We start from the raw sequence: 22,960 nt of genomic DNA, 5'->3' as shown, positions 1-22,960 counted from the left end.
ATGAAAACCTGCCAGATGCGGGAAAGATAAAATCCTTCTTGACAGGATTCGGGGCATATGGTACACTAGGCAAGTATGAAAAACCGATGTTCGGCAGATGGAATCTCCAACCACTGCTTAATATCAGGCAATTAACAGTATATTTAGGAGGTAGTGACAAATGATCACAAAAGAAATGAAAGAACAGATTATCAAAGAATACGGAAGAACAGAAGGAGATACAGGATCTCCGGAAGTACAGGTAGCTCTTCTTACAGCAAGAATCAATGATCTTACAGATCACTTCAAAGCTAATCCGAAGGATCACCACTCAAGAAGAGGACTTCTTAAGATGGTTGGACAGAGAAGAGGACTTCTTGCATACCTTAAGAAGAATGACATTGAAAGATATCGTTCACTGATCGAAAGATTAGGTTTAAGAAAGTAAGACGTATTTTACAGGGAGCGAAAGGCATCAGCTGGATGTCTTCGCTCCCTGTTTGTTTACGCAAACAATGAGCCGAACCGGTACAACATGCATCATCCATGCCAATCAGCATAGTGATTGACATGGGAGTGACCAATAACCGTGTTTTGCCACATTTTAAAGTTAGTTATATAGAATCTTGCAAGAGATGTAAGGATATGATATAATACAAAAGATTGTGGGTAGAGATTGCGTCCGAGACCACTGAAAAGTATATTTTGAGAAGTGTATTTTTCAGTAGTTTCGGAGATTTTACCCGTCAGATAAACAGATAAAAAAGGAGAACATTTATGTACAAAAAGTTTGAAATGGAACTTGCAGGCCGTACACTCCGCGTAGATGTTGGAAGAGTTGCCAAACAGGCGAACGGCGCAGTACTTATGCATTATGGTGATACAGTTGTGCTTTCAACAGCAACTGCATCCGACAAACCAAGAGAAGGAATTGACTTCTTCCCGCTCAGCGTTGAATACAATGAGAAGCTTTATGCAGTAGGAAAGATCCCGGGAGGATTTAACAAGAGAGAAGGAAAGGCATCAGAAAATGCTGTTCTTACCTGCCGTGTGATCGACCGTCCGATGAGACCGCTTTTCCCGAAGGATTACAGAAATGATGTAACTTTGGAGAACCTGGTTCTCTCTGTTGAACAGGACTGCTCACCAGAGCTTACCGCTATGCTTGGATCAGCGATTGCAACTGCTATTTCTGATATCCCGTTCGATGGTCCGACAGCTTCTACCCAGGTAGGACTTGTTGACGGAGAACTGGTATTCAATCCAACCGCAGAGCAGAAAGAAAAGTCCGACCTTGCACTGACTGTTGCATCTACAAGAGAAAAGGTAATCATGATTGAAGCCGGAGCAAATGAAGTACCGGAAGCTAAGATGCTCGAAGCCATCTTCGCGGCGCATGAAGTGAATCAGAAAGTCATCGCATTCATCGACCAGATCGTTGCAGAATGTGGAAAACCAAAACATGATTATGTAAGCTTTGCAGTACCGGAAGAACTCTTTGAAGCGATTCAGAAGATCGTAACACCGGAAGAGATGGAAGTTGCAGTATTCACAGATGACAAGCAGACAAGAGAAGAAAATATCCGTAAGATCACAGAAAAGCTGGAAGAAGCTTTTGCTGATAACGAAGAATGGCTTGCCAAACTTGGTGAAGCTGTATATCAGTACCAGAAGAAGGTTGTCCGCAAGATGATCCTCAAAGACCACAAGCGTCCGGACGGTCGTGCAATCGAAGAAATCCGTCCACTTGCCGCAGAAATTGACCTGATCCCGAGAGTACATGGTTCTGCTATGTTTACACGTGGACAGACACAGATCTGTACCATCACCACACTGGCTCCGCTTTCAGAAGCACAGAAGGTAGACGGACTGGATGAATCTGAGACATCCAAGAGATATATGCATCACTATAACTTCCCGTCATACTCTGTAGGTGAGACAAGACCTTCCAGAGGACCGGGACGTCGTGAGATCGGACATGGAGCCCTTGCTGAGAGAGCACTGGTACCGGTACTTCCGTCAGAGGAAGAATTCCCGTATGCGATCCGTACCGTATCTGAGACATTTGAATCTAACGGTTCTACTTCTCAGGCAAGTGTATGTGCATCTTCTATGTCACTTATGGCAGCAGGTGTACCAATCAAATCTGCAGTTGCAGGTATCTCATGTGGTCTGGTAACAGGTGCTACTGACGATGATTATCTGGTACTTACAGATATCCAGGGACTGGAAGATTTCTTCGGAGATATGGACTTCAAGGTAGCAGGTACACATAAAGGTATCACAGCGATCCAGATGGATATTAAGATCCACGGACTGACAAGACCGATCATCGAAGAAGCAATTGCACGTACAAGAAAAGCAAGAGTTTACATTCTGGATGAAGTTATGGCTAAGACAATCGCTGAGCCAAGAGCACAGGTTGGCAAGTATGCACCGAAGATCATTCAGATGAATATTGATCCGGCTAAGATCGGTGAAGTTGTAGGTCAGAGAGGAAAGACCATCAACGCAATCATCGAAAAGACAGGCGTTAAGATTGATATCACAGATGAAGGAAGTGTATCTATCTGTGGCGTAGATGCAGACAGCATGGAACAGGCAAGAAAGATGATCGCTACCATCGTAACAGACTTCGAGGCAGGAATGGTTCTTGAAGGTGATGTTGTAAGCATCAAAGAATTCGGCGCATTCATCGAATTTGCACCGGGCAAAGAAGGAATGGTACACATTTCCAAAATCGCTAAGCAGAGAATCGATCATGTAGAAGATGTTCTTTCTATCGGAGATCACGTCAAAGTGGTTTGCCTTGGAAAAGACAAGATGGGACGTTTGAGCTTCAGCATCAAAGATGTTGCAGAATAAAGTTTTATAAAATCAGAAGGACTTTACCAGTATCGGTAGAGTCCTTTTTTAGTTCTATTTTTCTCCTGCCTTCCATATACATTCTTTAAAGAGAGGTGGACAAGATGAGAAGAGAAAAGAAAGATCAAATTCTGGCGGTGCTTCCGGAGAAAATCCGAGGGATCCTGTTGAATCATGGACTGGATTTTGAGAAGATCCAGGAGATCCGGCTTCGGGAAGAGCAGCCGCTTGCAGTGAAAAAAGAGGGAAAGGAAGAACTTTTTACCCATCGGGTGACAAAAGAAGAACTGCGTGAAACGATGGAATATGTATCCAATTATTCCCTGTATGCTTATGAAAATGAACTGCGCCAGGGGTTTCTGACGATTGAAGGAGGGCATCGGGTCGGAATTTCCGGGAAAATTATTTCGGAAAAGGAACAGATCCGGAATTTTCAGTATATTACATCGATCAATATCCGAATCTGCCATGAGATTACAGGTTGTGCGAATAAGCTGTTTCCTGTGATCCTTGAAAAAGGAAGACTTTGCCATACCATGATCATTTCCCCACCAGGTGGAGGAAAGACTACACTTTTGCGGGATCTGGTGCGGCAGATTTCGGATGGGAACCGCTGGGTGGAAGGAAGAAATGTGGGTGTGGTGGATGAACGTTCAGAGATTGGAGGATGCTATCGTGGCGTGCCACAGAACCAGCTTGGGATGCGGACAGATATTCTGGACAACTGCCCGAAAGCAGAAGGAATGATGATGCTGGTGCGGTCCATGGCGCCGGAGGTGATCGCGGCAGATGAGATCGGGACAGCGAAGGATGTAGAGGCGATCGAGTACGCCATGCACTGTGGGGCAACCATGCTGACGACGGTGCATGGTTCCGGTATGGATGAGATCCGTGAAAAGCCACTGGTCAGCAATCTGGTAAAGGAAAGATGCTTTGCCAGATATGTTGTGATGAAATCTGGGAAACATGTAGGAGAAATTGAAGGGATTTATAACGAACGGGGAGAAAAACTGTGTATCTGAAAATGGTCGGATGCCTGGGAATTGTGGCGGCGACATCCGGCTATGGATACAGCAGGGGAATGGAATATCAGAGACAGATCACGGATACCGGAGAGCTGCAAAGAGTGATAAGGCAGCTTGCGGGAGAAATGGAGTATACTTATGCACCACTCGCCCAGGTATGCGCTTCTGTTTCCCGAAGATGCAGTCAGAACTACAGGATCTGGTTGGAACATCTGGCAAAAGAATTGGAGATGCCGTCAAGAAGTCTTGCAATAATCTGGGAGAGGTGCTGCGAAAGTGATCTTGAATGTCTGCTCCTTGGCAGGGAGGAAAGGGTACGTCTGCATGAGCTTGGGAGGCAGCTTGGCAGCCTGGATAAGAAGCAGGAAACGCAGATTTTCTTGCAGTATGCAGAATTTCTGGAAGAAAAAAGAGGCGGTCTTTTAAAAGAAATTCAGGAAAAACGGAGGCTTTGCAATCTGCTGGGTGTTACAGCAGGGCTTTTCCTGACAATTTTGATTCTGTAAATAGGAGCGAAACATGAGTGTAAATCTGATATTTAAAATTGCGGCAGTCGGGATTCTGGTTTCTGTCCTGGGACAGGTGCTGAAACACAGCGGAAGAGAAGAACAGGCATTTCTCACAAGCCTTGCAGGACTGCTCCTGGTTTTATTCTGGATCCTTCCTTATATTTCAGATCTGTTTGACGATATCAGACGGCTCTTTGCTCTGTAAAGGAGGGAAAAGATGAGTATCCTTAAGGCAGCCTGCATCGGGATTGCAGGAACTTTCCTGGCATTACAATTTCAAAATACCAGAAAAGAGTATGGGATCTATCTGGGGATTGCGGTCAGCATTTTCCTTTTTCTCGGAATGAGCCGGAATCTGTCGGTGATCCGGGAAACTTTGGAATTGGTTGGCAGCTTTGTAAAGATCGATGCGGTATATCTGACGGCAATGCTGAAAATCCTGGGTGTGACCTATCTGGCGGAATTTGCGGCAGCAATCTGCAAGGATGCCGGTTATCAGACGATCGCCGGGCAGATTGAGGTCTTTGCAAGGCTCAGTATACTTGCAATAGGAATGCCGATATTAAAAGCACTGCTTCTTGCAATCCGCGAACTTGGATAGTAAAAGGGAAGAAAAATGAAACATTATTTTCAAAAATATGGCATAGCATACATGATCGGACTTGTAATCTTCGTACTGATACTGCCGGTACAGGTATTTGCGGCAGGGGAAGATTCCTCTTCGGAAAACAGCCGGACAGAAGATAATATGACAGAAACGGATCTGGAAAAAACGCAGGAGGAAACAGAGCAGAAAATCTGGGAGCTGACAGAGGTAAAGGATCTGGATACGGCAATCCGGAAACTGTTCCCGGAAGAAAAACTGCATTTTCAGGATCTTGTTGAGTCTGTGATCCGGCAGGATGAAAACCTGTCTGCCGGACAGATCAGAAACTTTGTGACGGATCAGTTTTTCTATGTGCTGAAGGTCAATAAACCGGTGCTTGCATCTATCATTTTTCTGGTGCTGATCGCAGCGGTTTTTTCCAACTTTTCGGAAGTGTTTCAGAACTGTCAGATCTCACAGACCGCCTTTTTTCTGGTATACCTGTCTGTGATTACAGTCGGCATACGGAATTTTCAGGCAGCAGCCGTAGAGGTACAGCATGGACTCGAAAATCTGATCCTCTTTATGCGAGTACTCTGTCCTGTCTACTTTGTCTGTATGGCAGTCGCAGTGGGAAGTATTTCTGCGATCGCATTTTATAATCTGGCGCTTTTCCTGATTTTTCTTGTGGAACTTGTGATTTTGAAATGGATCGTTCCGTTGATCCAGATCGCACTTCTGATGGAAATCTTGAACAATCTGACGGAGGAGGAATTTCTTTCTAAGGCAGCGGAACTTTTGCGACTTGTAATCGGATGGAGTCTGAAAAGTCTGCTTGCCCTGGTGACGGGGATCGGGTTTATCGAGCGGATAATCAGTCCGGCGGCAGATCAGGTGAAAAGGAGTGTCTGGACAAAGGGCGTGGGAATGATTCCTGGAATCGGTGATGTAGTCAGCGGGACAAGCGAAGTCGTGCTTGGAAGTGCGGTCCTTTTAAAAAATGGAGTTGGAATTGCAGGGGCACTGCTTGTAACGGGAGTTGTGATGATCCCGGTCATCAATATGGGAATTCTGACGCTTCTTTACAAAGGAACGGCGGCACTTATCCAGCCGGTGTCTGATAAACGGATTGTGGAGGCCATCAGTTTTACCGGGGAAGGTTATCATATGCTGCTAAAGACGGTGCTTGCGACGGCGGTCCTGTTTCTGGTGACACTTGCAGTTGCGGCATCGGCAGCTTCGTAGGAGGGATAAAATGATACAGCTGGTTTACAGGTGGATGCAGAATCTCGCCGTTTATATGCTTCTTGTAACCGCATTTTTGCAGGCACTTCCAGAGAATAGCTACCGGAAATATGTCCGTTTTTTCTGCGGACTTCTTCTGACAGTTCTGCTTGCCCAGCCGGTTCTGGACCTTATGGGGGAAGCCGGACAGGTAACGGAGCTGTATCGGACGGCGGAGTATGAGCAGATGATAAAAGAGATGGAGTATGCGGCGGATTTGCTCGAAAAGGGCGGTGAATGAAGATGTTTGAAATCCGTAAAATAAAAAAAGATAAGTGGCTGATCATATTACTTGTCGGACTGCTTCTGGTTGTGATCGCGATGCCTGTTTCCGATATAAAATCAGACCAGACACAGGATGAACAGCAGAGGCAGAAGGCGGAAAATGCATCGGGGGATACTTATACAGATGCACTGGAAACACGGCTGGAAAATGCACTTGCAAAAGTAGAAGGAGTTGGAAATGTAAAGGTGATGATCACTTTGGCTTCTTCCTCGGAAAAGGTAGTGGAAAAGGACCAGGAGATGACAAGTGAGGTGCAGGAAGGGGAGAACGGAGGAAAAAATACCAGTTCTTCAGAGACGGCAGTTTATGCAAACGGAAATGGAGAAGAAACGCCATATGTGAAACAGGAATTAAGTCCCCGGATAGAAGGTGTTCTCGTAATTGCAGATGGCGGAGATAATGCCATCGTGATTGAAAATATCACAGAGGCTGTGCAGGCATTATTCGGAGTAGACACGCATAAGATAAAAGTAATGAAGCATAACTAAAAAAGAATCTTATAGGAGGAAGGCTAGTGAAAAAAGTATTTAAGAAAAATCAGATTGTAATTGCGGTTCTTGCGGTGATGATCGCTGCGGCAGGATATCTGAACTATTCCGGAAAAATTTTTGGCTCGAAAAACAAAACAGCAGAGACGGGAAGCGAGATGGCAAATAAGGAACTTCTGGATATTTCGGATCAGGACACAGGAAGTGACAGCTCCCTCCAGACAGCGGATAACGATCAGGTGGACGGAAATCCGGGAGAGGCGGTGCTGACAAATGGATCGGTCAGTGCGCTTGTAGCACAGGCAAAAGTGAACCGGGAGCAGGTGCGGGCAAAAAACAAAGAAACCTTGCAGGCGATCATTGATAATGCAGATATCGCAGAAGACCAGAAAGCAGATGCAGTTGCGCAGATGGTGGAGATGACACAGCGCGCCGAACAGGAGGTCGCAATTGAGACTCTGCTTGCCAGCAAAGGCTTTCAGGATGCGGTGGTAAGTCTTACCGAAGAATCCGCAGATGTGGTCGTTGATGTGGCGGATCTGTCGGATGCAAAACGGGCACAGATCGAGGATATTGTCACACGCAAAGCAGAGGTAAATGCTGCAAATGTGGTGATCACACCGATCCATGAAAGTACAAATACGAGTGAATCAGGGGATTGATATTATAGCAAAAATACCATATAATAAGAGTTTGAGTGACATTGAGAAAATAGTAGGAGTAGAATAACATGGCAGATTTTACGAATGAGATAAAGAAAAGAAGAACATTTGCGATCATTTCCCATCCGGATGCAGGTAAGACTACCCTGACAGAGAAGTTTCTGTTATATGGTGGGGCAATCAATCAGGCAGGTTCTGTAAAAGGAAAGGCAACAGCGAAACATGCGGTTTCAGACTGGATGGAGATTGAAAAAGAAAGAGGTATTTCGGTAACATCTTCTGTCCTGCAGTTCCAGTATGACGGTTATTGCATCAATATTCTGGATACACCGGGACATCAGGATTTCTCGGAAGATACTTATCGTACTCTTATGGCGGCCGATTCGGCGGTTATGGTGATCGATGGATCAAAAGGTGTGGAGGCACAGACAAGAAAGCTGTTCAAAGTCTGCGTCATGCGTCATATTCCGATTTTTACATTTATCAATAAAATGGACCGTGAAGCGATGGATACCTTTGAATTACTGGATGATATTGAAAAGGAACTGGGGATCGCTACCTGTCCGATCAACTGGCCGATCGGTTCCGGAAAAGAATTCCGCGGCGTATTTGACCGGAACAGCAGAGAGCTGGAGATTTTCTCAGATACCAAGAAAGGAACCTCGATCGGGGAAGTTGAGAAGGTTTCCATCGACAGTGAGGAAGCAAAGAGCATCGTAAGTGAAGCACAGTTCGCACAGCTGGAAGAAGAGATTGAGCTTCTGGACGGAGCAAGTGCGGAATTTGACCAGGAGATGGTCAGCAAAGGAGAACTCTCTCCGGTATTTTTCGGATCAGCTCTGACCAACTTCGGTGTGGAGACCTTTCTTCAGCATTTCCTTAAAATGACGACTTCGCCGCTTCCGAGAATGTCCGACAAAGGATTGATCGATCCGATGAAAGAAGAAGATTTCTCCGCATTTGTGTTTAAGATCCAGGCAAATATGAATAAGGCACACCGGGACAGAATCGCATTTATGCGTATCTGTTCCGGTGAGTTCAAGGCAGGCATGGATGTCTTCCATATCCAGGGAGGCAGGAAAGTCCGTCTGTCACAGCCACAGCAGATGATGGCGAGTGAACGCCACATGATCGATACCGCTTATGGTGGAGACATCATCGGTGTATTTGATCCTGGTATCTTCTCCATTGGAGATACACTGACCAATTCAGCGGAAAAATTTGCATACGAAGGAATTCCGACTTTCGCACCGGAACATTTTGCCAGAGTACGCCAGGTGGATACGATGAAGAGAAAGCAGTTCATCAAGGGAATCAACGAGATCGCACAGGAAGGCGCGATCCAGATTTTCCAGGAATTCAACACCGGTATGGAAGAGATCATCGTCGGTGTAGTCGGTGTCCTGCAATTTGATGTATTAAAATACCGTCTGGAAAATGAATATAACGTGGAGATCCGTCTGGAACCACTTCCATACGAACATATCCGTTGGATCGAGAATGAAGAAATCAATATGGACAAGCTGGTCGGCACATCCGATATGAAGAAGATCAAGGACCTGAAAGACAGACCGCTTCTTCTGTTTGTCAACAGCTGGAGCATCCGTATGGTGCTGGAACGAAACGAAGGACTGAAACTTTCCGAATTCGGACGTTCCTAAAAAACTTTCCAATAAGGATCTTTTATGTTACAATGAACGCATAGCGACGAGCGCAGGGAAGGGAAGAAAGTGATCGGCTGCTCGCAGACGAATCACTTTCAGCCCAGACCTATGTGAGTGCAACGAACATCGAGGAACCGAAAGGTTCCGAGATGAGCGCGAGGAGCGGAAGAACCGCAGACAGGAGGACTTATAATGAGTAAAGAAGAGAGAAATACCTATAAGATAGAATCAGATGAGAACCTCGGAGAAGTACAGATTGCTGATGAAGTAGTTGCAATTATCGCAGGACTTGCAGCAATGGAGGTAGAGGGGGTATCTTCCATGGCAGGAAATGCAACCAGAGAACTGATCGCAAAGCTTGGAATGAAGAGCCTTTCCAAAGGAGTAAAGGTAGACGTGCTGGAAGGTATCGTTACCGTATCCCTTGCCCTGAACCTCAAATATGGTAGCAGTATCAAAGATACTACTTTAAAGGTACAGGAAAAAGTAAAGGCAGCAATCGAGAATATGACAGGTCTTACCGTTGCAGACGTAAACATCCGTGTTGCAGGTGTGGACATGCCGGAAGAAGAATAATTGGAGAGAGAACATGCGAAGAAGTAAAGTCAGAGAACATATATTTAAAATGCTCTTCAGCATCGGATTTGATGCGGCTGATGCAGACGAACAGATCGAACTGTATCTGGAACAGGTAGAAGAAGCAAGTGAGGAAGAACGCGGATATATGCGCAAAAAGGTCAAAGATATCGCAGCACATGAAGAAGAAATCGATGCGATGATCAATGAACATACAACCGGTTGGAAAACCGGACGTATGAATAAAGTGGATCTTTCTGTTCTTCGTCTTGCCGTATATGAGATGAAGTGGGATGACGAAGTGCCGGTCAAAGTAGCGATCAATGAAGCAGTTGAGCTGGCAAAGAATTTTTCAGGAGATGAGGGACCGGCATTTGTCAACGGTGTACTCGGAAAGCTTGCATAAGAATCAGAAATCATGCGAAATGTATATACTGTAAAACAGGTCAATGCGTACATTAAGAATATGTTTACGCAAGACTTTATGTTGAATCGAATTTATATCAAAGGGGAAGTGTCAAACTGTAAGTACCATACTTCAGGACATCTGTACTTTTCACTGAAAGATGAGTCCGGAACGATTGCCTGTGTTATGTTTGCCGGGCAGCGCAGCGGGCTTTCTTTTCGTATGCAGGAAGGGCAGCAGGTAATCGTGCTTGGAAGCGTCAGCGTCTATGAAAGAGATGGCAGATATCAGGTTTATGCAAAGGAGATCGTACTGGATGGTGCGGGACTTCTCTATGAAAAATTTATAAAGCTCAAAAAAGAGCTGGAAGAAATGGGAATGTTTGCGCCGGAATATAAAAAGCCGATTCCAAAATATGTGCGGACAGTTGGTGTTGTAACGGCACCAACCGGAGCGGCAGTGCGCGATATTATCAACATTACCAGGCGGAGAAATCCATATGTGCAGATTCTTCTGTATCCGGCACTGGTACAGGGGGATGGCGCGTCTGAAAGTGTGGTACGGGGAATCCGTGCACTGGAGGAAGCAAAGGTTGATGTGATGATCGTTGGCAGAGGCGGGGGGTCTATTGAAGATCTGTGGGCATTTAACGAGGAAAATGTAGCGCGCGCAGTTTTTGAATGCAGTGTACCGGTTATTTCGGCAGTAGGACATGAGACGGACACGACGATCATAGATTATGTAGCGGATCTTCGTGCACCGACGCCTTCTGCTGCGGCAGAGCTTGCAATCTGTAATTACCGGGAACTTCTGGAAACGATCCGGACAGAACGGGAAAGGATGCACCGAAGTATGAGGAGAAAGCTGGAGGTTGCATCACTTCATACAGCGCGGTATGCAGAAAAATTCCGTTACTTAAGTCCGTCAGGGAAACTTAAGTCCATGCACCAGCAGCTTGCAGACTATGAGGAGCAGATTCCAAAAGCCATGCATCAGCGGTTGGAACAGGAACAGGAGAGGACCCGGAAAGTGCAGGAGATGCTGCCGCTTCTGATGGAGCGGAATCTGCGGGAAAGCCGTCAGCAGCTTGCAATCCGGATCGAACGGATGAAGGGACTTTCTCCGCTTGCCAAGCTGAACCAGGGCTTTTCCTATGTACAGGGATCGGAAGGGACCGTAAAGAAAGTAGCGGATGTAAAAAAAGGAGACTGGCTTCGGATTTATGTGACAGACGGGCAGATCGAGGCACAGGTAACAGATACCAAGAAGGAGTAGGAAAATGGCAGATAAGAAAAACGAGATTGCAGAAGAAATGCCGGAAGAATCTCTGGAAGAGCTTTTTGCAAAGCTGGATCAGGTGGCAAAAGAGCTGGAATCGGGAGATACTTCGCTGGAAGAGTCCTTCGGACTGTATCAGAAGGGCATGGAAATGCTGAAGTTTTGTAATGAGAAGATTGATACAGTAGAGAAAAAAGTGCAGGTGCTGGAAGAGAATGGAGAAATACATGACTTTTAAAGAAGAAATGAAAGAAAGAACAGAAGTGATTGAAAAGCTTCTTGTAAAATATCTGCCGAAAGCAGAAGGTTACCAGAGCCAGATCATGGAGGCGATGGAGTACAGTGTGATGGCAGGCGGAAAGAGACTCCGCCCAATGCTGATGCAGGAGACATACCGCCTTTTCGGAGGAGAAGGAAAAGAAATCGAGCCGTTTATGGCAGCAATGGAGATGATCCATACTTATTCCCTGGTGCACGATGATCTGCCGGCAATGGACAATGACGAGTACCGTAGAGGAAGAAAGACAACGCATATTGTATACGGGGAAGCAATGGGAATTCTTGCCGGGGATGCACTTCTGAACTATGCGTTTGAGACGGCGGTAAAGGCATTTGAAATCGCACCTGAAAAGAGTCTTCTGATTGGAAAAGCTTTAAAAATCCTTGCAGAAAAAGCCGGTATTTACGGGATGATAGGCGGTCAGGTCGTGGATGTGGCTTCCTGCGGTGTGGGACTTGATGAAGGCATGCTGAACTTTATCTATGAACTGAAAACAGGAGCGCTGATCGAAAGTTCGATGATGATCGGGGCACTTCTTGCAGGTGCAGAGGATGCAGAGCTTGAGAAAGTGCAGAAGATCGCATCGGATGTGGGGATTGCTTTCCAGATCCAGGATGACATCCTGGATGTGACAAGTACTACAGAAGAGCTTGGCAAACCGGTCCACAGCGATGAAAAAAATGAAAAAACAACCTATGTTACATTAAAAGGTCTGGAAAAAGCAACCAGAGATGTGGAAGTTATTTCACAGGAAGCACTGGAGCTGCTTTCCGGGTTGGACAGAGAAAATACGTATCTGACACAGCTGATACAGGAACTGATACACAGGAAAAAATAAGCGGGGTGGATGAAGTGTATCTGGAGCAGATTCACGAAGCGAATGATATCAAAAAATTAAATGAACAGGAACTGGCAGGGCTTGCAGAAGAAATCCGTACCTTTCTTGTTGAGAAGATCAGCAAGACAGGAGGGCATCTTGCGTCCAATCTGGGTGTGGTAGAGCTTACCATGGCAATGCATCTCAGTTTTCAGCTTCCGGAGGATAAGATGATCTGGGATGTAGGGCATCAGTCTTATACGCATAAAATTCTGACCGGAAGGAAAGAAGGATTTGATGATCTGAGAAAATATGGTGGGATGAGCGGTTTCCCGAAACGAAAAGAAAGTGACTGTGATGCCTTTGATACCGGTCATAGCTCCACTTCAATTTCGGCCGGACTTGGCTATGCCAGAGGAAGGGATATCCTGGGGCAGGATTATTCCGTGATCTCTGTTATCGGTGACGGATCCCTGACCGGAGGAATGGCATATGAAGCACTGAATAATGCTGCGGAGATGAAAACGAATTTCATCATCGTGCTTAACGATAACCATATGTCTATTTCCAAAAATGTCGGTGGAATGTCCAGTTATCTCGGAGAGCTGCGCACTGCCCGGGCCTATACCGACCTGAAGGATACCGTGGAAAATGTACTTGGCAGTATTCCGTTTGGCGGTGAAAAGATGGTGCGGCATATTAAGCGCACCAAGAGCAGCATCAAGCAGCTTTTGGTTCCGGGAATGTTCTTTGAAGATATGGGAATCAAGTATTTAGGACCGGTGGACGGGCATGACCTGAAGGCGCTGTGCCGTGCGTTTACCGAGGCAAAAAGGGTAAAAGGACCGGTGCTTGTCCATGTCCTGACGAAAAAGGGGAAAGGGTATCTCCCGGCAGAAGAAAACCCTTCCCGTTTCCATGGAACAGGTCCGTTTGATATCCAGACAGGAGAGCCGATTTCCAAAAGTGGAAAGGATTCCTGTACAGATGTGTTTTCCAAGGTTATGCTGGATCTGGCAAAAAAAGATGACAGACTGGTAGCGATCACGGCAGCAATGGAAGACGGAACCGGTCTGGCAGCATTTCACAGATACTATCCGGACCGCTTTTTTGATGTGGGGATCGCAGAGGGGCATGGCGTGACCTTTGCGGCAGGACTTGCCGCGGCAGGACTGCATCCGGTATTTGCTGTGTATTCTTCGTTTTTGCAGAGAGGGTTTGACCAGATGATCCATGATGTCTGTCTGCAGAAGCTTCCGGTCGTATTTGCCGTGGACAGGGCAGGACTTGTGGGAAGCGACGGGGAGACCCATCAGGGGATCTTTGATCTTTCTTATCTGTCGATGATCCCGAATATGACCGTCCTTTCTCCGAAAAATAAATGGGAGCTGGCGGATATGGTGCGGTTTGCGGTAAGACTTGGAGCACCGGCAGCAGTGCGCTATCCAAGAGGCAGCGCATTTGGCGGATTCCGTGAATACAGAGCGCCGATCGAGTATGGAAAGAGTGAGCCGGTCTATGAAGAAGAGGATATTGCGATCATCAGTGTCGGACATATGTTTGAGCAGGCAGTTCAGGTGCGGAAGCGTTTGAAAGAGATTGGATATAACTGTACCCTGATCAATGCCCGGTTTGTAAAGCCGGTGGATGAGGAGATGCTCCGGAAACTGACAGTGGAACACCGGCTGATCGTGACACTGGAAGAGAATATCCGTAGAGGCGGATTCGGAGAATCTGTGACTGCTTATCTGGCAGGTCTTGAGACAGACGCAGAGGTCCTGAATCTGGCACTGCCGGATGATTATATCGAACACGGAAGTGTAGACGTACTTCGCAGTGAGGTGATGCTGGATATTGAATCCTGCGTGGCCAGGATTATCACTGCATATATAGCAGAAGAAAGCAGGAGGGATTGATAGAGAATGAAAGAACGGTTGGATGTATTACTTGTAAAGAGAAATCTGGCATCCTCCAGAGAAAAGGCAAAAGCGATCATCATGTCCGGTAATGTATTCGTGGATGGACAGAGAGAGGACAAAGCGGGAACTTTCTTTCCGGAAGAGGTTCAGATCGAAGTCCGTGGACATGCACTTCCGTATGTCAGCCGCGGAGGACTCAAGCTGGAAAAGGCAATGAAAAATTTTGATGTATCCATGGAAGGAAAGGTATGTACCGATGTGGGATCTTCGACAGGAGGCTTTACAGACTGCATGCTGCAAAATGGAGCAGTCAAGGTGTTTGCCATCGATGTGGGACATGGTCAGCTGGACTGGAAATTACGTCAGGATGAAAGAGTGATCTGCATGGAAAAGACCAACATCCGTTATGTACAGCCGGAAGACCTGGGAGAACCAATTGATTTTTCATCGATCGATGTTTCTTTTATTTCGCTGACGAAGGTACTTCTCCCAATCCGCAATTACCTGAAAGAGAACGGCGAGATCGTTGCACTGATCAAGCCACAGTTTGAAGCCGGACGTGAGAAGGTTGGGAAAAAAGGTGTGGTAAGGGAAAAGAGTACCCATATCGAGGTCATTGAAAAAGTAACCGATTATGCAGTATCGATCGGCTTTGAAGTAGCAGCACTTGAATTTTCACCGATCAAAGGACCGGAAGGGAATATCGAGTATCTGGTACATCTGAAAAAATGCCCGGAGGAAGAGGCAAAGATTGTGGAGAGCGTAGACATTCGGGGGACTGTCGATGCTGCTTTTGACACACTTGCGAAAAAGGATCCGGCTGAGGAGAAGAAATAAAAAGACATGGAAAAGTTTTACATCATCACGAATGATATGAAGGATGCAAACCGGAAGATCACCGTGAAAATAAAAAAATGCATTGAATCCTACGGGAAGAAATGTTATCTGGAAGAGCGGCCGGAAGAAGGGAATTTTTCGAAGATCAAGATTCCAAAGGATATTGATTGTGTGTTGACGGTAGGCGGAGATGGAACCTTTATCCAGGCATCCAGACGTCTGTTCGGACGGGATCTTCCGATGCTTGGAATCAATATGGGCACCCTTGGCTATCTGACCGAGGTAGAGGTGCAGAATGTAGAAGAGGCTGTAAAACAGCTTGTAGAGGGCAATTATACGATTGAAGAGCGGATGATGCTGTATGGATCCGCTGCATATCGCAATGTAAGAGATGTGGCACTCAATGATATTGTCATGACGAGATCCGGCAGCATGAAGATCGTTCATTTTAATCTCTATGTTAACGGAGAGTTTTTGAACTCCTATGATGCGGACGGACTGATCGTGTCCACACCGACGGGTTCTACTGCGTACAATCTGTCTGCAGGAGGACCGATTGTGGAGCCGACAGCGTCATTGATCGTTGTGACACCGATCTGCTCGCATGCACTCAATTCCCGCAGTATTGTTTTCGCAGACAAAGATGAGATCGTGATCGAGATTGGTGCAAAACGGGAAAATCAGATCGAGGAAGCAGTGATTGCATATGATGGTGCGGATGAAGTCCCGCTTCATACCGGTGACCGGATTCGGATCAAAAAGGCGTGGGAGACAGCGAAAATCGTAAAACTCAGCAAAGTGAGCTTTCTGGAAACATTACGTGAAAAGATGAAAGGAAACTAGAAGATGAAAGTAAATCGACATGCCAAAATTGTAGAATTGATCAACAAATATCAGATTGAGACACAGGATGAGCTTGCCGAGTATCTGAATGAAGCGGGATTTAAAGTGACGCAGGCAACGGTATCCAGAGACATCCGCGACTTAAAGCTCACCAAGATTCCGGCAGAAAACGGCAGGCAGAAATATGCGGTACTCCAGAGTGCACAGAATGGAATGACTGAAAAATATGTGCGCATTTTGCGGGATGGATTCAGCTCTATGGATATGGCTCAGAATATTCTGGTACTGAAAACGGTATCCGGTATGGCGATGGCAGTGGCTGCGGCACTGGATGCGATGAACTGGAATGAGATCGTTGGCTGTATTGCCGGGGATGATACGATCATGTGCGCTGTGCGGACCGTAGATGATACGATTCTACTGATGGAAAAGATCAAGAAACTACTGGAACAATAGACAGGAGAAAGAATGTTACAAAATTTGCATGTAAAAAATCTGGCGCTAATCGATGAGGCGGAAGTGGATTTCTCTGGTGGACTCAATATCCTGACCGGGGAAACCGGTGCCGGAAAATCAATTATCCTGGGGAGTGTCAGTCTTGCCCTGGGCGGAAGATATTCAGCAGATATGCTTCGTAAGGGAGCCGATAAGGGACTTGTAGAACTGACCTTTTATGTGGAAAATCCGGAAACGGTACGGAAGCTGGAAGAGATGGATCTTTCGCCGGACGGAGGGCAGATCATTATCACCAGACGGTTTAACGGAAACCGAAGTGTGAGCCGGATCAATGGAGAGACTGTGACACTGGGGCGGCTAAAGGAAGCAGCCCAGGTTCTGATCGATATTCACGGGCAGCATGAGCATCAGTCACTGTTATATAAAAAAAATCATCTGGCAATTCTGGATGCATTTGCAAAAGAAGCCGGAGAATGGAAGAAAAAAGTGGCGGATTCATACAGGGAATACCGCCGGCTGGAAAAAGAACTTAAGGAAGCCGATAAAGACGAGGCTGAGAGAGCCAAAGAGATTTCTTTTCTTGAATTTGAGATTGATGAGATTGAAAATGCAGGAATCACTGCGGCAGAATGCCAGTCGGTAGAAGAAGATTACCGGCGGATGATGCAGGGGAAAAGAATCGCAGAGAATCTGGAAGAGGCGTATCTGTATACAGCAGGAGAAGGCGGTATAAGTGCGGCAGAAGCGATCGGACGGGCAGTACGTGCGGCAGCTGTGGCGGCAGAACATGATGACAAATCGGGAGAACTGTATGAACAGCTGGTCGAAGTGGAGAATCTGATCGGGGATTCCGGGCGCGAGCTTCGCTGTTATCTGGACAGTCTTTCCTTTGAACCGGAACAGTTCTATGAGACGGAGAGCCGGCTGAACCAGATCAATCATCTGAAGGTCAAATACGGAGATTCGGCAGAGGCAATCCTGCAGCATAAGGCGGATGACGAGGAGCGCCTCCTGATTTTAAAAAATTATGATGAATATTTAAATGAATTAAAGGGAAAACTGAAAAAATCAGAGGAACGTCTGCAAAAAGAATGCGAGGGTCTGTCGAAGATCCGTAAAAAAGAGGCAAAGCTTTTGCAGGCAAAGATCGCAGAAGGACTTCAGGATCTGAATTTCCTGGATGTCTGCTTTGAAATTCGGTTTTCAAAAACCTCCGGGTACACAGTAGAAGGAACGGATGAGGTGGAATTTATGATCTCCATGAATCCGGGTGAACCGACAAGACCGCTTGCAACTGTGGCATCCGGCGGTGAACTTTCCCGCATCATGCTTGCGATCAAGGCAGTCATGGCGGATAAAGATGAGATCGAGACACTGATCTTTGATGAGATCGATGTGGGGATCAGCGGTCGTACCGCACAGAAGGTTTCCGAGAAGATGTGCCTAATCGGCAGGAAACATCAGGTGATCTGCATTACGCATCTGGCACAGATCGCTGCAATGGCAGATACTCATTACCTGATTGAAAAACGGGTGGAAGATCAGATGACAAAGACCAAGATCCGGCAGCTTGACGGGGAAGAATCTGTGCAGGAGCTGGGAAGGATCCTTGGAGGCGCAAAGATTACGGATGCGGTGCTGGAAAACGCACGGGAGATGAAAATTCTGGCATCCGGTTTGAAAAAATAAGATTGAGCACATACTAGAGGCAGGAGAAAAAATCCTGCCTTATTTTTTGCGGAATTTTAGGGAGGAAAAAGGGGTGTGCAATGTCGGTTAGAAGTTATCGGAAAATGTTAAGTGTGTTATTAGCGGTAATCGTGGTTATAGGAGGCGGCTATTGCTACAGGGAATGGCGGGCTGAGAAAGCGGAGAGGGAGGCTTCGGTCAGTGAACTTTCGGGAAACCTTCTGATTCCGGGAGGGATGCCGGTTGGGATCTATATGGAGACGGATGGCGTGATGGTGCTGGGGACGCAGGAAATTAAGGGAAAAGATGGGATCGGTGTGAATCCGGCGAAGCATCTGGTGAAGGAGGGAGATTATATTGTCGGAGTTGATTCTGACAGTATTTATAATAAATCTGAGCTTATCGAACGGGTTAAAAAATTATCGAATAAGTCCGTTGTCTTACACATTCGTCGAAAAAAAGTGTATATTGATGTACAACTTCATCCGACAAAAGATGAAGGCGGGGCATATAAACTTGGAATCTGGGTGCGTGATAACGCGCAGGGACTCGGCACAATCACTTTTCTGAATGCAGATAGTGAATACGGTGCGTTGGGACATGGAATACATGATGTAGATACCGGCAAACTGATCGAAATGTCAACGGGAAGATTATATGATACCAGCATTCAGAATATTAAAAAAGGTGAGAACGGAAATCCCGGAGGGATGGAAGGGATCATTGTCTACAATCATTACAATATTTTAGGTTCGATTACTACAAACACAGAGACAGGGATTTATGGGAAATTAGACAGGATTGAGAGAATATTTGACAGCAAAGAAGCTTATCCGGCTGTGGCAAAGGAAGAAATTCAGGTCGGAAAGGCGTATATCCGCTGTGCGGTAAGCGGAAAGACAGAAGATTATACAGTCAGAATCACAAAAGTTGACCTGGATGCCAGGGAGGTGAATAAGGGGATTGAAATTCAGGTTACTGACAAACGGTTACTTAAACTGACCGGTGGGATTGTGCAGGGAATGAGTGGAAGCCCCATTATGCAGAATGGAAAGATTATAGGCGCAGTAACACATGTTTTCGTACAGGATGCGACAAAAGGATACGGAATATTTATCGAAAACATGCTGGAAAATCTGAAAAAAGATTGAAATATGCGAACCTTGTCAGATTTCTGCGACACCATTTGCTTGTATTCGCAGAATACAGAAGGTTATAATAGGTTCCATTCCAGTGCAAATTGTCACTTTAAGGAGGGGAAAGGCTTTATGGAAAAACTGAATGTAGCGATTGCTGACGATAACGAAAGAATGTTGAATTTACTAGGAGAAATTGTAGAAAGTGATAAAGATCTCAAACTGGTGGGAAAAGCCAGGAACGGAGAAGATATTTATCACATTATAAGAGATAAACAGCCTGACGTTGTACTTCTTGACCTAATTATGCCGAAAATGGATGGAATCAGTGTGATGGAAATGATAGGCGCAGATAAAACAGTAAAGAAACAGCCGAATTTTATTATTGTAACTGCGATTGGACAGGAGAGGATCACGGAAGATGCCTTCGAAAAAGGAGCAGCCTACTACATCCTGAAACCATTTCGCAATGAAACAATCCTTCAGCGGATCAAAAGCTCCGGACATGCGGAAAAGAGTGTAGCGCCTTACACAGATTATACCGTATATGCGGAACCTTCTGAGGAGGACCTGGAAACACAGGTGACAGAACTGCTCCATGAAATCGGAATCCCGGCACATATAAAAGGGTATCATTATTTGAGGGATTCCATTCTGATGGCGGTTGACGATATGGAAGTTTTAAATGCGATCACAAAGATCCTGTATCCGACAGTCGCGAAAAAGAACCAGACCACATCGAGCCGTGTTGAACGGGCGATCCGCCATGCGATCGAGGTTGCATGGAGCAGGGGAAAGCTGGATACCTTAGAAGCTCTTTTCGGTTACACAGTAAGTAACGGGAAAGGAAAACCGACCAATTCTGAATTTATTGCTCTGGTCGCAGACACGATCAGACTGAAATCAAAGCGCAGATAATTCTTTTCAAACGGATGAAATTGCGGTATAATTATAAATAAGCCGCGAGAGTAAGGAGGGTGTTAAATGAAAAAAGTATTATTTGTGTCATCTGAATCAGTTCCGTTTATCAAAACAGGAGGATTAGCCGATGTAGTGGGATCACTACCAAAATATTTTGATAAGAACAAATACGATGTACGTGTTATGCTTCCAAAGTATATGTGCATGAAAGACGAATGGAAAGATAAACTTTCTTACAGACTTCATTTCTATATGGATCTGAACTGGAGACAGCAGTATGTAGGGCTTCTTGAACTTCAGTACGAAGGAATCACTTTTTATTTCATAGACAATGAATATTATTTTAATGGTTCGCAGCCATATGGTGATATTGCATACGATATTGAGAAGTTTGCATTCTTTTCAAAAGCAGCCTTAAGTGCACTGCCACTTCTGGATTTCAGACCGGATATCATTCACTGTCATGACTGGCAGACCGGGCTTGTTCCGATTTATCTGGATAATTTCCGCTATAACAATGAGTTTTTCCGTGGAATCAAGACTGTGATCACCATACATAACCTCAAATTCCAGGGTATCTGGGATAAGAAGACGGTTATGGATATCACCGGACTTCCGGCATACTATTTCTCACCGGATAAGCTGGAAGCATATGACGATGCCAACTATCTGAAAGGCGGAATTGTCTACGCTGACCGTGTGACAACGGTAAGTAGCAGTTACGCGGAAGAGATCAAGACACCGTTTTACGGGGAGAAGCTGGAAGGACTGATGCAGGCAAGATCAAACTGCCTGTCAGGAATTGTCAATGGTATTGATTACGGTGATTTTAATCCGGCAACAGATACCAACATTGCAAGAACTTACTCTGTCGAAAACTTCCGCAAGGAGAAAGTGAAAAATAAAATGGCGCTGCAGGAAGAACTCGGACTGGAGAGAGATCCGCACCGTATGATGATCGGTATCGTATCCAGACTGACCGACCAGAAGGGGTTTGACCTGATCGACTGTGTGATGGATGAACTTTGCCAGGATGCGGTTCAGATCGTCGTACTCGGTACCGGAGATGAGAGATACGAGAACATGTTCCGTCATTTCGCATGGAAGTATCCGGATAAGGTATCTGCACAGATCTATTATTCAGAGCCGATGTCTCACAAGATCTATGCATCCTGTGATGCATTCTTGATGCCGTCATTATTTGAACCATGTGGACTGAGCCAGCTGATGAGTCTGAGATATGGTACGGTGCCGATCGTAAGAGAGACAGGCGGACTCAAAGATACTGTAGAAGCTTACAATGAGTACGAGAAGACCGGAACCGGATTCAGTTTCACCAATTACAATGCGCATGAGATGCTTGCAACTGTAAGATATGCAGAACAGATTTACTATGACAAGAAGCGTGACTGGAACAAGATTGTAGAGCGTGGTATGGAAAAAGACTTCTCATGGAAGAATTCAGCCAAGCTTTACGAAGAACTTTACGAAAATATGTAAAATGCATTCTGGTAATTTACCGGAAAATATGGTATCATGAAATGAAAATTTTACAGAGGAGAAACATTCATTATGAGGATTATAGACAAAATTAAAGCAGACGGAGTACATATTTCCTTTGAAGTGTTTCCACCGAAGACGGATGCGGGCTTTGAATCCGTGTTAAAAGCAACGGATGGGATCGCAGAACTTACCCCGTCATTTATCAGTGTTACCTATGGAGCCGGTGGTGGAACCAGTAAGAATACGGTTAAGATTGCAAGTCATATCAAGAATGACCTGAAGATTCCGGCACTTGCACATCTGACCTGTGTGTCCTCAACCAAGGAAGAGGTACATAAGGTTATCGGACAGCTTCAGAAAGAAGGGATTGAGAATATCCTTGCACTCAGAGGAGATATCCCGCAGGATGGACAGTTCCCGCTTCCGGGACAGTATTCTCATGCCTGTGAACTGATCGAAGACATCAAAAAAATGGGAGACTTCTGCATCGGAGCTGCATGCTATCCGGAAGGACATGTAGAGATGGAACACAAGAAAGATGATATCCGTTATCTCAAAGAAAAGGTAGATTGTGGAGTGGATTTTATTACCACACAGATGTTTTTCAATAATGATATTTTCTATAATTTTCTGTATCGTATCCGTGAACAGGGAATCATGATACCGGTGCTTCCGGGAATCATGCCGATCACAACGAAAAAGCAGCTCGCAAGAAGCTGTGCCCTTTCAGGAACTGCTGTTCCGCAGAGATTCCGTGCGATCGTAGACTATTTTGGAGATGATCCGGCAGCGATGAAGCAGGCGGGAATTGTATATGCGACCGACCAGATCATTGACCTGATCGCAAATGGAGTCCGCAATATCCACGTATATTCGATGAATAAACCGGAAGTAGCTGCTGCAATCATGCAGAACCTTTCAGAAATCGTAAAATAAAGGAACATAAGAAAG

At 45.7% G+C, this 22,960-nt stretch carries 25 protein-coding genes; all 25 read left to right on the top strand.

Annotated features, from left to right (window positions below):
- The first annotated feature begins 160 nt into the window (after positions 1-160).
- Positions 161-427, top strand: coding sequence for a 30S ribosomal protein S15 (rpsO, locus tag PGU50_RS03720; RefSeq protein WP_008369295.1), 267 nt, complete (start codon positions 161-163; stop codon positions 425-427).
- 329 nt (positions 428-756) lie between these two features.
- Complete coding sequence (locus PGU50_RS03715; protein WP_008369294.1) at positions 757-2,844, top strand: polyribonucleotide nucleotidyltransferase; 2,088 nt, start codon at positions 757-759, stop codon at positions 2,842-2,844.
- Positions 2,845-2,948: 104 nt separating this feature from the next.
- Complete coding sequence (gene spoIIIAA, locus PGU50_RS03710; protein ID WP_008369292.1) at positions 2,949-3,866, top strand: stage III sporulation protein AA; 918 nt, start codon at positions 2,949-2,951, stop codon at positions 3,864-3,866.
- Entirely contained in the window at positions 3,857-4,375 is a 519-nt protein-coding gene (locus PGU50_RS03705) for a stage III sporulation protein AB (RefSeq protein ID WP_117823786.1), read from the top strand. Before spoIIIAA ends, PGU50_RS03705 begins: the two co-directional genes overlap by 10 nt.
- Positions 4,376-4,388: 13 nt before the next feature.
- Positions 4,389-4,583: a stage III sporulation protein AC gene (gene spoIIIAC / locus PGU50_RS03700; RefSeq protein WP_008369289.1), complete on the top strand. Its 195-nt coding sequence runs from the start codon at positions 4,389-4,391 to the stop codon at positions 4,581-4,583.
- Positions 4,584-4,595: 12 nt separating this feature from the next.
- Positions 4,596-4,979 (top strand): SpoIIIAC/SpoIIIAD family protein, encoded by a 384-nt coding sequence (locus PGU50_RS03695; protein WP_117556513.1) that lies wholly within the window; start codon positions 4,596-4,598, stop codon positions 4,977-4,979.
- 15 nt (positions 4,980-4,994) lie between these two features.
- A complete protein-coding gene (locus tag PGU50_RS03690; RefSeq protein ID WP_270246137.1) occupies positions 4,995-6,209 on the top strand; it encodes a stage III sporulation protein AE in 1,215 nt (404 codons plus the stop codon).
- Positions 6,210-6,219: 10 nt separating this feature from the next.
- A complete protein-coding gene (locus tag PGU50_RS03685; RefSeq protein WP_055155880.1) occupies positions 6,220-6,489 on the top strand; it encodes a stage III sporulation protein AF in 270 nt (89 codons plus the stop codon).
- Positions 6,486-7,022, top strand: a complete 537-nt coding sequence (locus PGU50_RS03680) for a stage III sporulation protein AG (protein ID WP_118217731.1) — start codon at positions 6,486-6,488, stop codon at positions 7,020-7,022. The genes PGU50_RS03685 and PGU50_RS03680 overlap by 4 nt, the downstream gene beginning before the upstream one ends.
- 26 nt (positions 7,023-7,048) lie before the next feature.
- On the top strand, positions 7,049-7,684 hold the full coding sequence (locus PGU50_RS03675) for a SpoIIIAH-like family protein (protein WP_117823789.1): 636 nt from the start codon (positions 7,049-7,051) through the stop codon (positions 7,682-7,684).
- 68 nt (positions 7,685-7,752) lie between these two features.
- Positions 7,753-9,345, top strand: coding sequence for a peptide chain release factor 3 (locus PGU50_RS03670; RefSeq protein ID WP_008369278.1), 1,593 nt, complete (start codon positions 7,753-7,755; stop codon positions 9,343-9,345).
- Positions 9,346-9,540: 195 nt separating this feature from the next.
- Positions 9,541-9,924, top strand: coding sequence for an Asp23/Gls24 family envelope stress response protein (locus PGU50_RS03665; RefSeq protein WP_008369274.1), 384 nt, complete (start codon positions 9,541-9,543; stop codon positions 9,922-9,924).
- A gap of 13 nt (positions 9,925-9,937) precedes the next feature.
- The gene (gene nusB / locus PGU50_RS03660) at positions 9,938-10,330 is read left to right on the top strand and encodes a transcription antitermination factor NusB (RefSeq protein WP_008369272.1); all 393 of its coding nucleotides are present in this window, start codon (positions 9,938-9,940) and stop codon (positions 10,328-10,330) included.
- Positions 10,331-10,342: 12 nt separating this feature from the next.
- Complete coding sequence (xseA, locus tag PGU50_RS03655) at positions 10,343-11,605, top strand: exodeoxyribonuclease VII large subunit (protein WP_182450917.1); 1,263 nt, start codon at positions 10,343-10,345, stop codon at positions 11,603-11,605.
- Between the two features lie 4 nt (positions 11,606-11,609).
- Positions 11,610-11,846: an exodeoxyribonuclease VII small subunit gene (gene xseB, locus PGU50_RS03650; RefSeq protein ID WP_118217733.1), complete on the top strand. Its 237-nt coding sequence runs from the start codon at positions 11,610-11,612 to the stop codon at positions 11,844-11,846.
- Positions 11,836-12,726, top strand: a complete 891-nt coding sequence (locus tag PGU50_RS03645) for a polyprenyl synthetase family protein (RefSeq protein ID WP_117556523.1) — start codon at positions 11,836-11,838, stop codon at positions 12,724-12,726. Before xseB ends, PGU50_RS03645 begins: the two co-directional genes overlap by 11 nt.
- Positions 12,727-12,740: 14 nt before the next feature.
- The gene (dxs, locus tag PGU50_RS03640) at positions 12,741-14,621 is read left to right on the top strand and encodes a 1-deoxy-D-xylulose-5-phosphate synthase (protein ID WP_270246145.1); all 1,881 of its coding nucleotides are present in this window, start codon (positions 12,741-12,743) and stop codon (positions 14,619-14,621) included.
- Between the two features lie 6 nt (positions 14,622-14,627).
- Positions 14,628-15,461 (top strand): TlyA family RNA methyltransferase, encoded by an 834-nt coding sequence (locus tag PGU50_RS03635; protein WP_270246136.1) that lies wholly within the window; start codon positions 14,628-14,630, stop codon positions 15,459-15,461.
- A gap of 6 nt (positions 15,462-15,467) precedes the next feature.
- Complete coding sequence (locus PGU50_RS03630; RefSeq protein ID WP_270246135.1) at positions 15,468-16,304, top strand: NAD(+)/NADH kinase; 837 nt, start codon at positions 15,468-15,470, stop codon at positions 16,302-16,304.
- 3 nt (positions 16,305-16,307) lie between these two features.
- Complete coding sequence (gene argR, locus PGU50_RS03625) at positions 16,308-16,760, top strand: arginine repressor (RefSeq protein WP_270246134.1); 453 nt, start codon at positions 16,308-16,310, stop codon at positions 16,758-16,760.
- Between the two features lie 12 nt (positions 16,761-16,772).
- On the top strand, positions 16,773-18,449 hold the full coding sequence (gene recN / locus PGU50_RS03620; RefSeq protein ID WP_173686272.1) for a DNA repair protein RecN: 1,677 nt from the start codon (positions 16,773-16,775) through the stop codon (positions 18,447-18,449).
- Between the two features lie 80 nt (positions 18,450-18,529).
- On the top strand, positions 18,530-19,600 hold the full coding sequence (gene spoIVB, locus PGU50_RS03615; RefSeq protein WP_117556529.1) for a SpoIVB peptidase: 1,071 nt from the start codon (positions 18,530-18,532) through the stop codon (positions 19,598-19,600).
- A gap of 117 nt (positions 19,601-19,717) precedes the next feature.
- Positions 19,718-20,503 carry a sporulation transcription factor Spo0A gene (spo0A, locus tag PGU50_RS03610; RefSeq protein ID WP_022220247.1) on the top strand — a complete coding sequence of 262 codons (786 nt, stop codon included), beginning with the start codon at positions 19,718-19,720 and terminating at the stop codon, positions 20,501-20,503.
- 66 nt (positions 20,504-20,569) lie between these two features.
- Positions 20,570-22,006 carry a glycogen synthase GlgA gene (gene glgA, locus PGU50_RS03605; RefSeq protein WP_117556531.1) on the top strand — a complete coding sequence of 479 codons (1,437 nt, stop codon included), beginning with the start codon at positions 20,570-20,572 and terminating at the stop codon, positions 22,004-22,006.
- A 72-nt stretch (positions 22,007-22,078) separates the two neighbouring features.
- Positions 22,079-22,945, top strand: a complete 867-nt coding sequence (gene metF, locus PGU50_RS03600; RefSeq protein ID WP_117556533.1) for a methylenetetrahydrofolate reductase [NAD(P)H] — start codon at positions 22,079-22,081, stop codon at positions 22,943-22,945.
- The last annotated feature ends 15 nt before the right edge of the window (positions 22,946-22,960 follow it).

The organism is Coprococcus sp. AM11-30B (genome assembly GCF_027674365.1).
GTDB lineage: Bacteria > Bacillota > Clostridia > Lachnospirales > Lachnospiraceae > Allocoprococcus > Allocoprococcus comes.
Note: the sequence above shows the minus strand (reverse complement) of the source record. Positions and strands in the feature narration are given on the sequence as shown.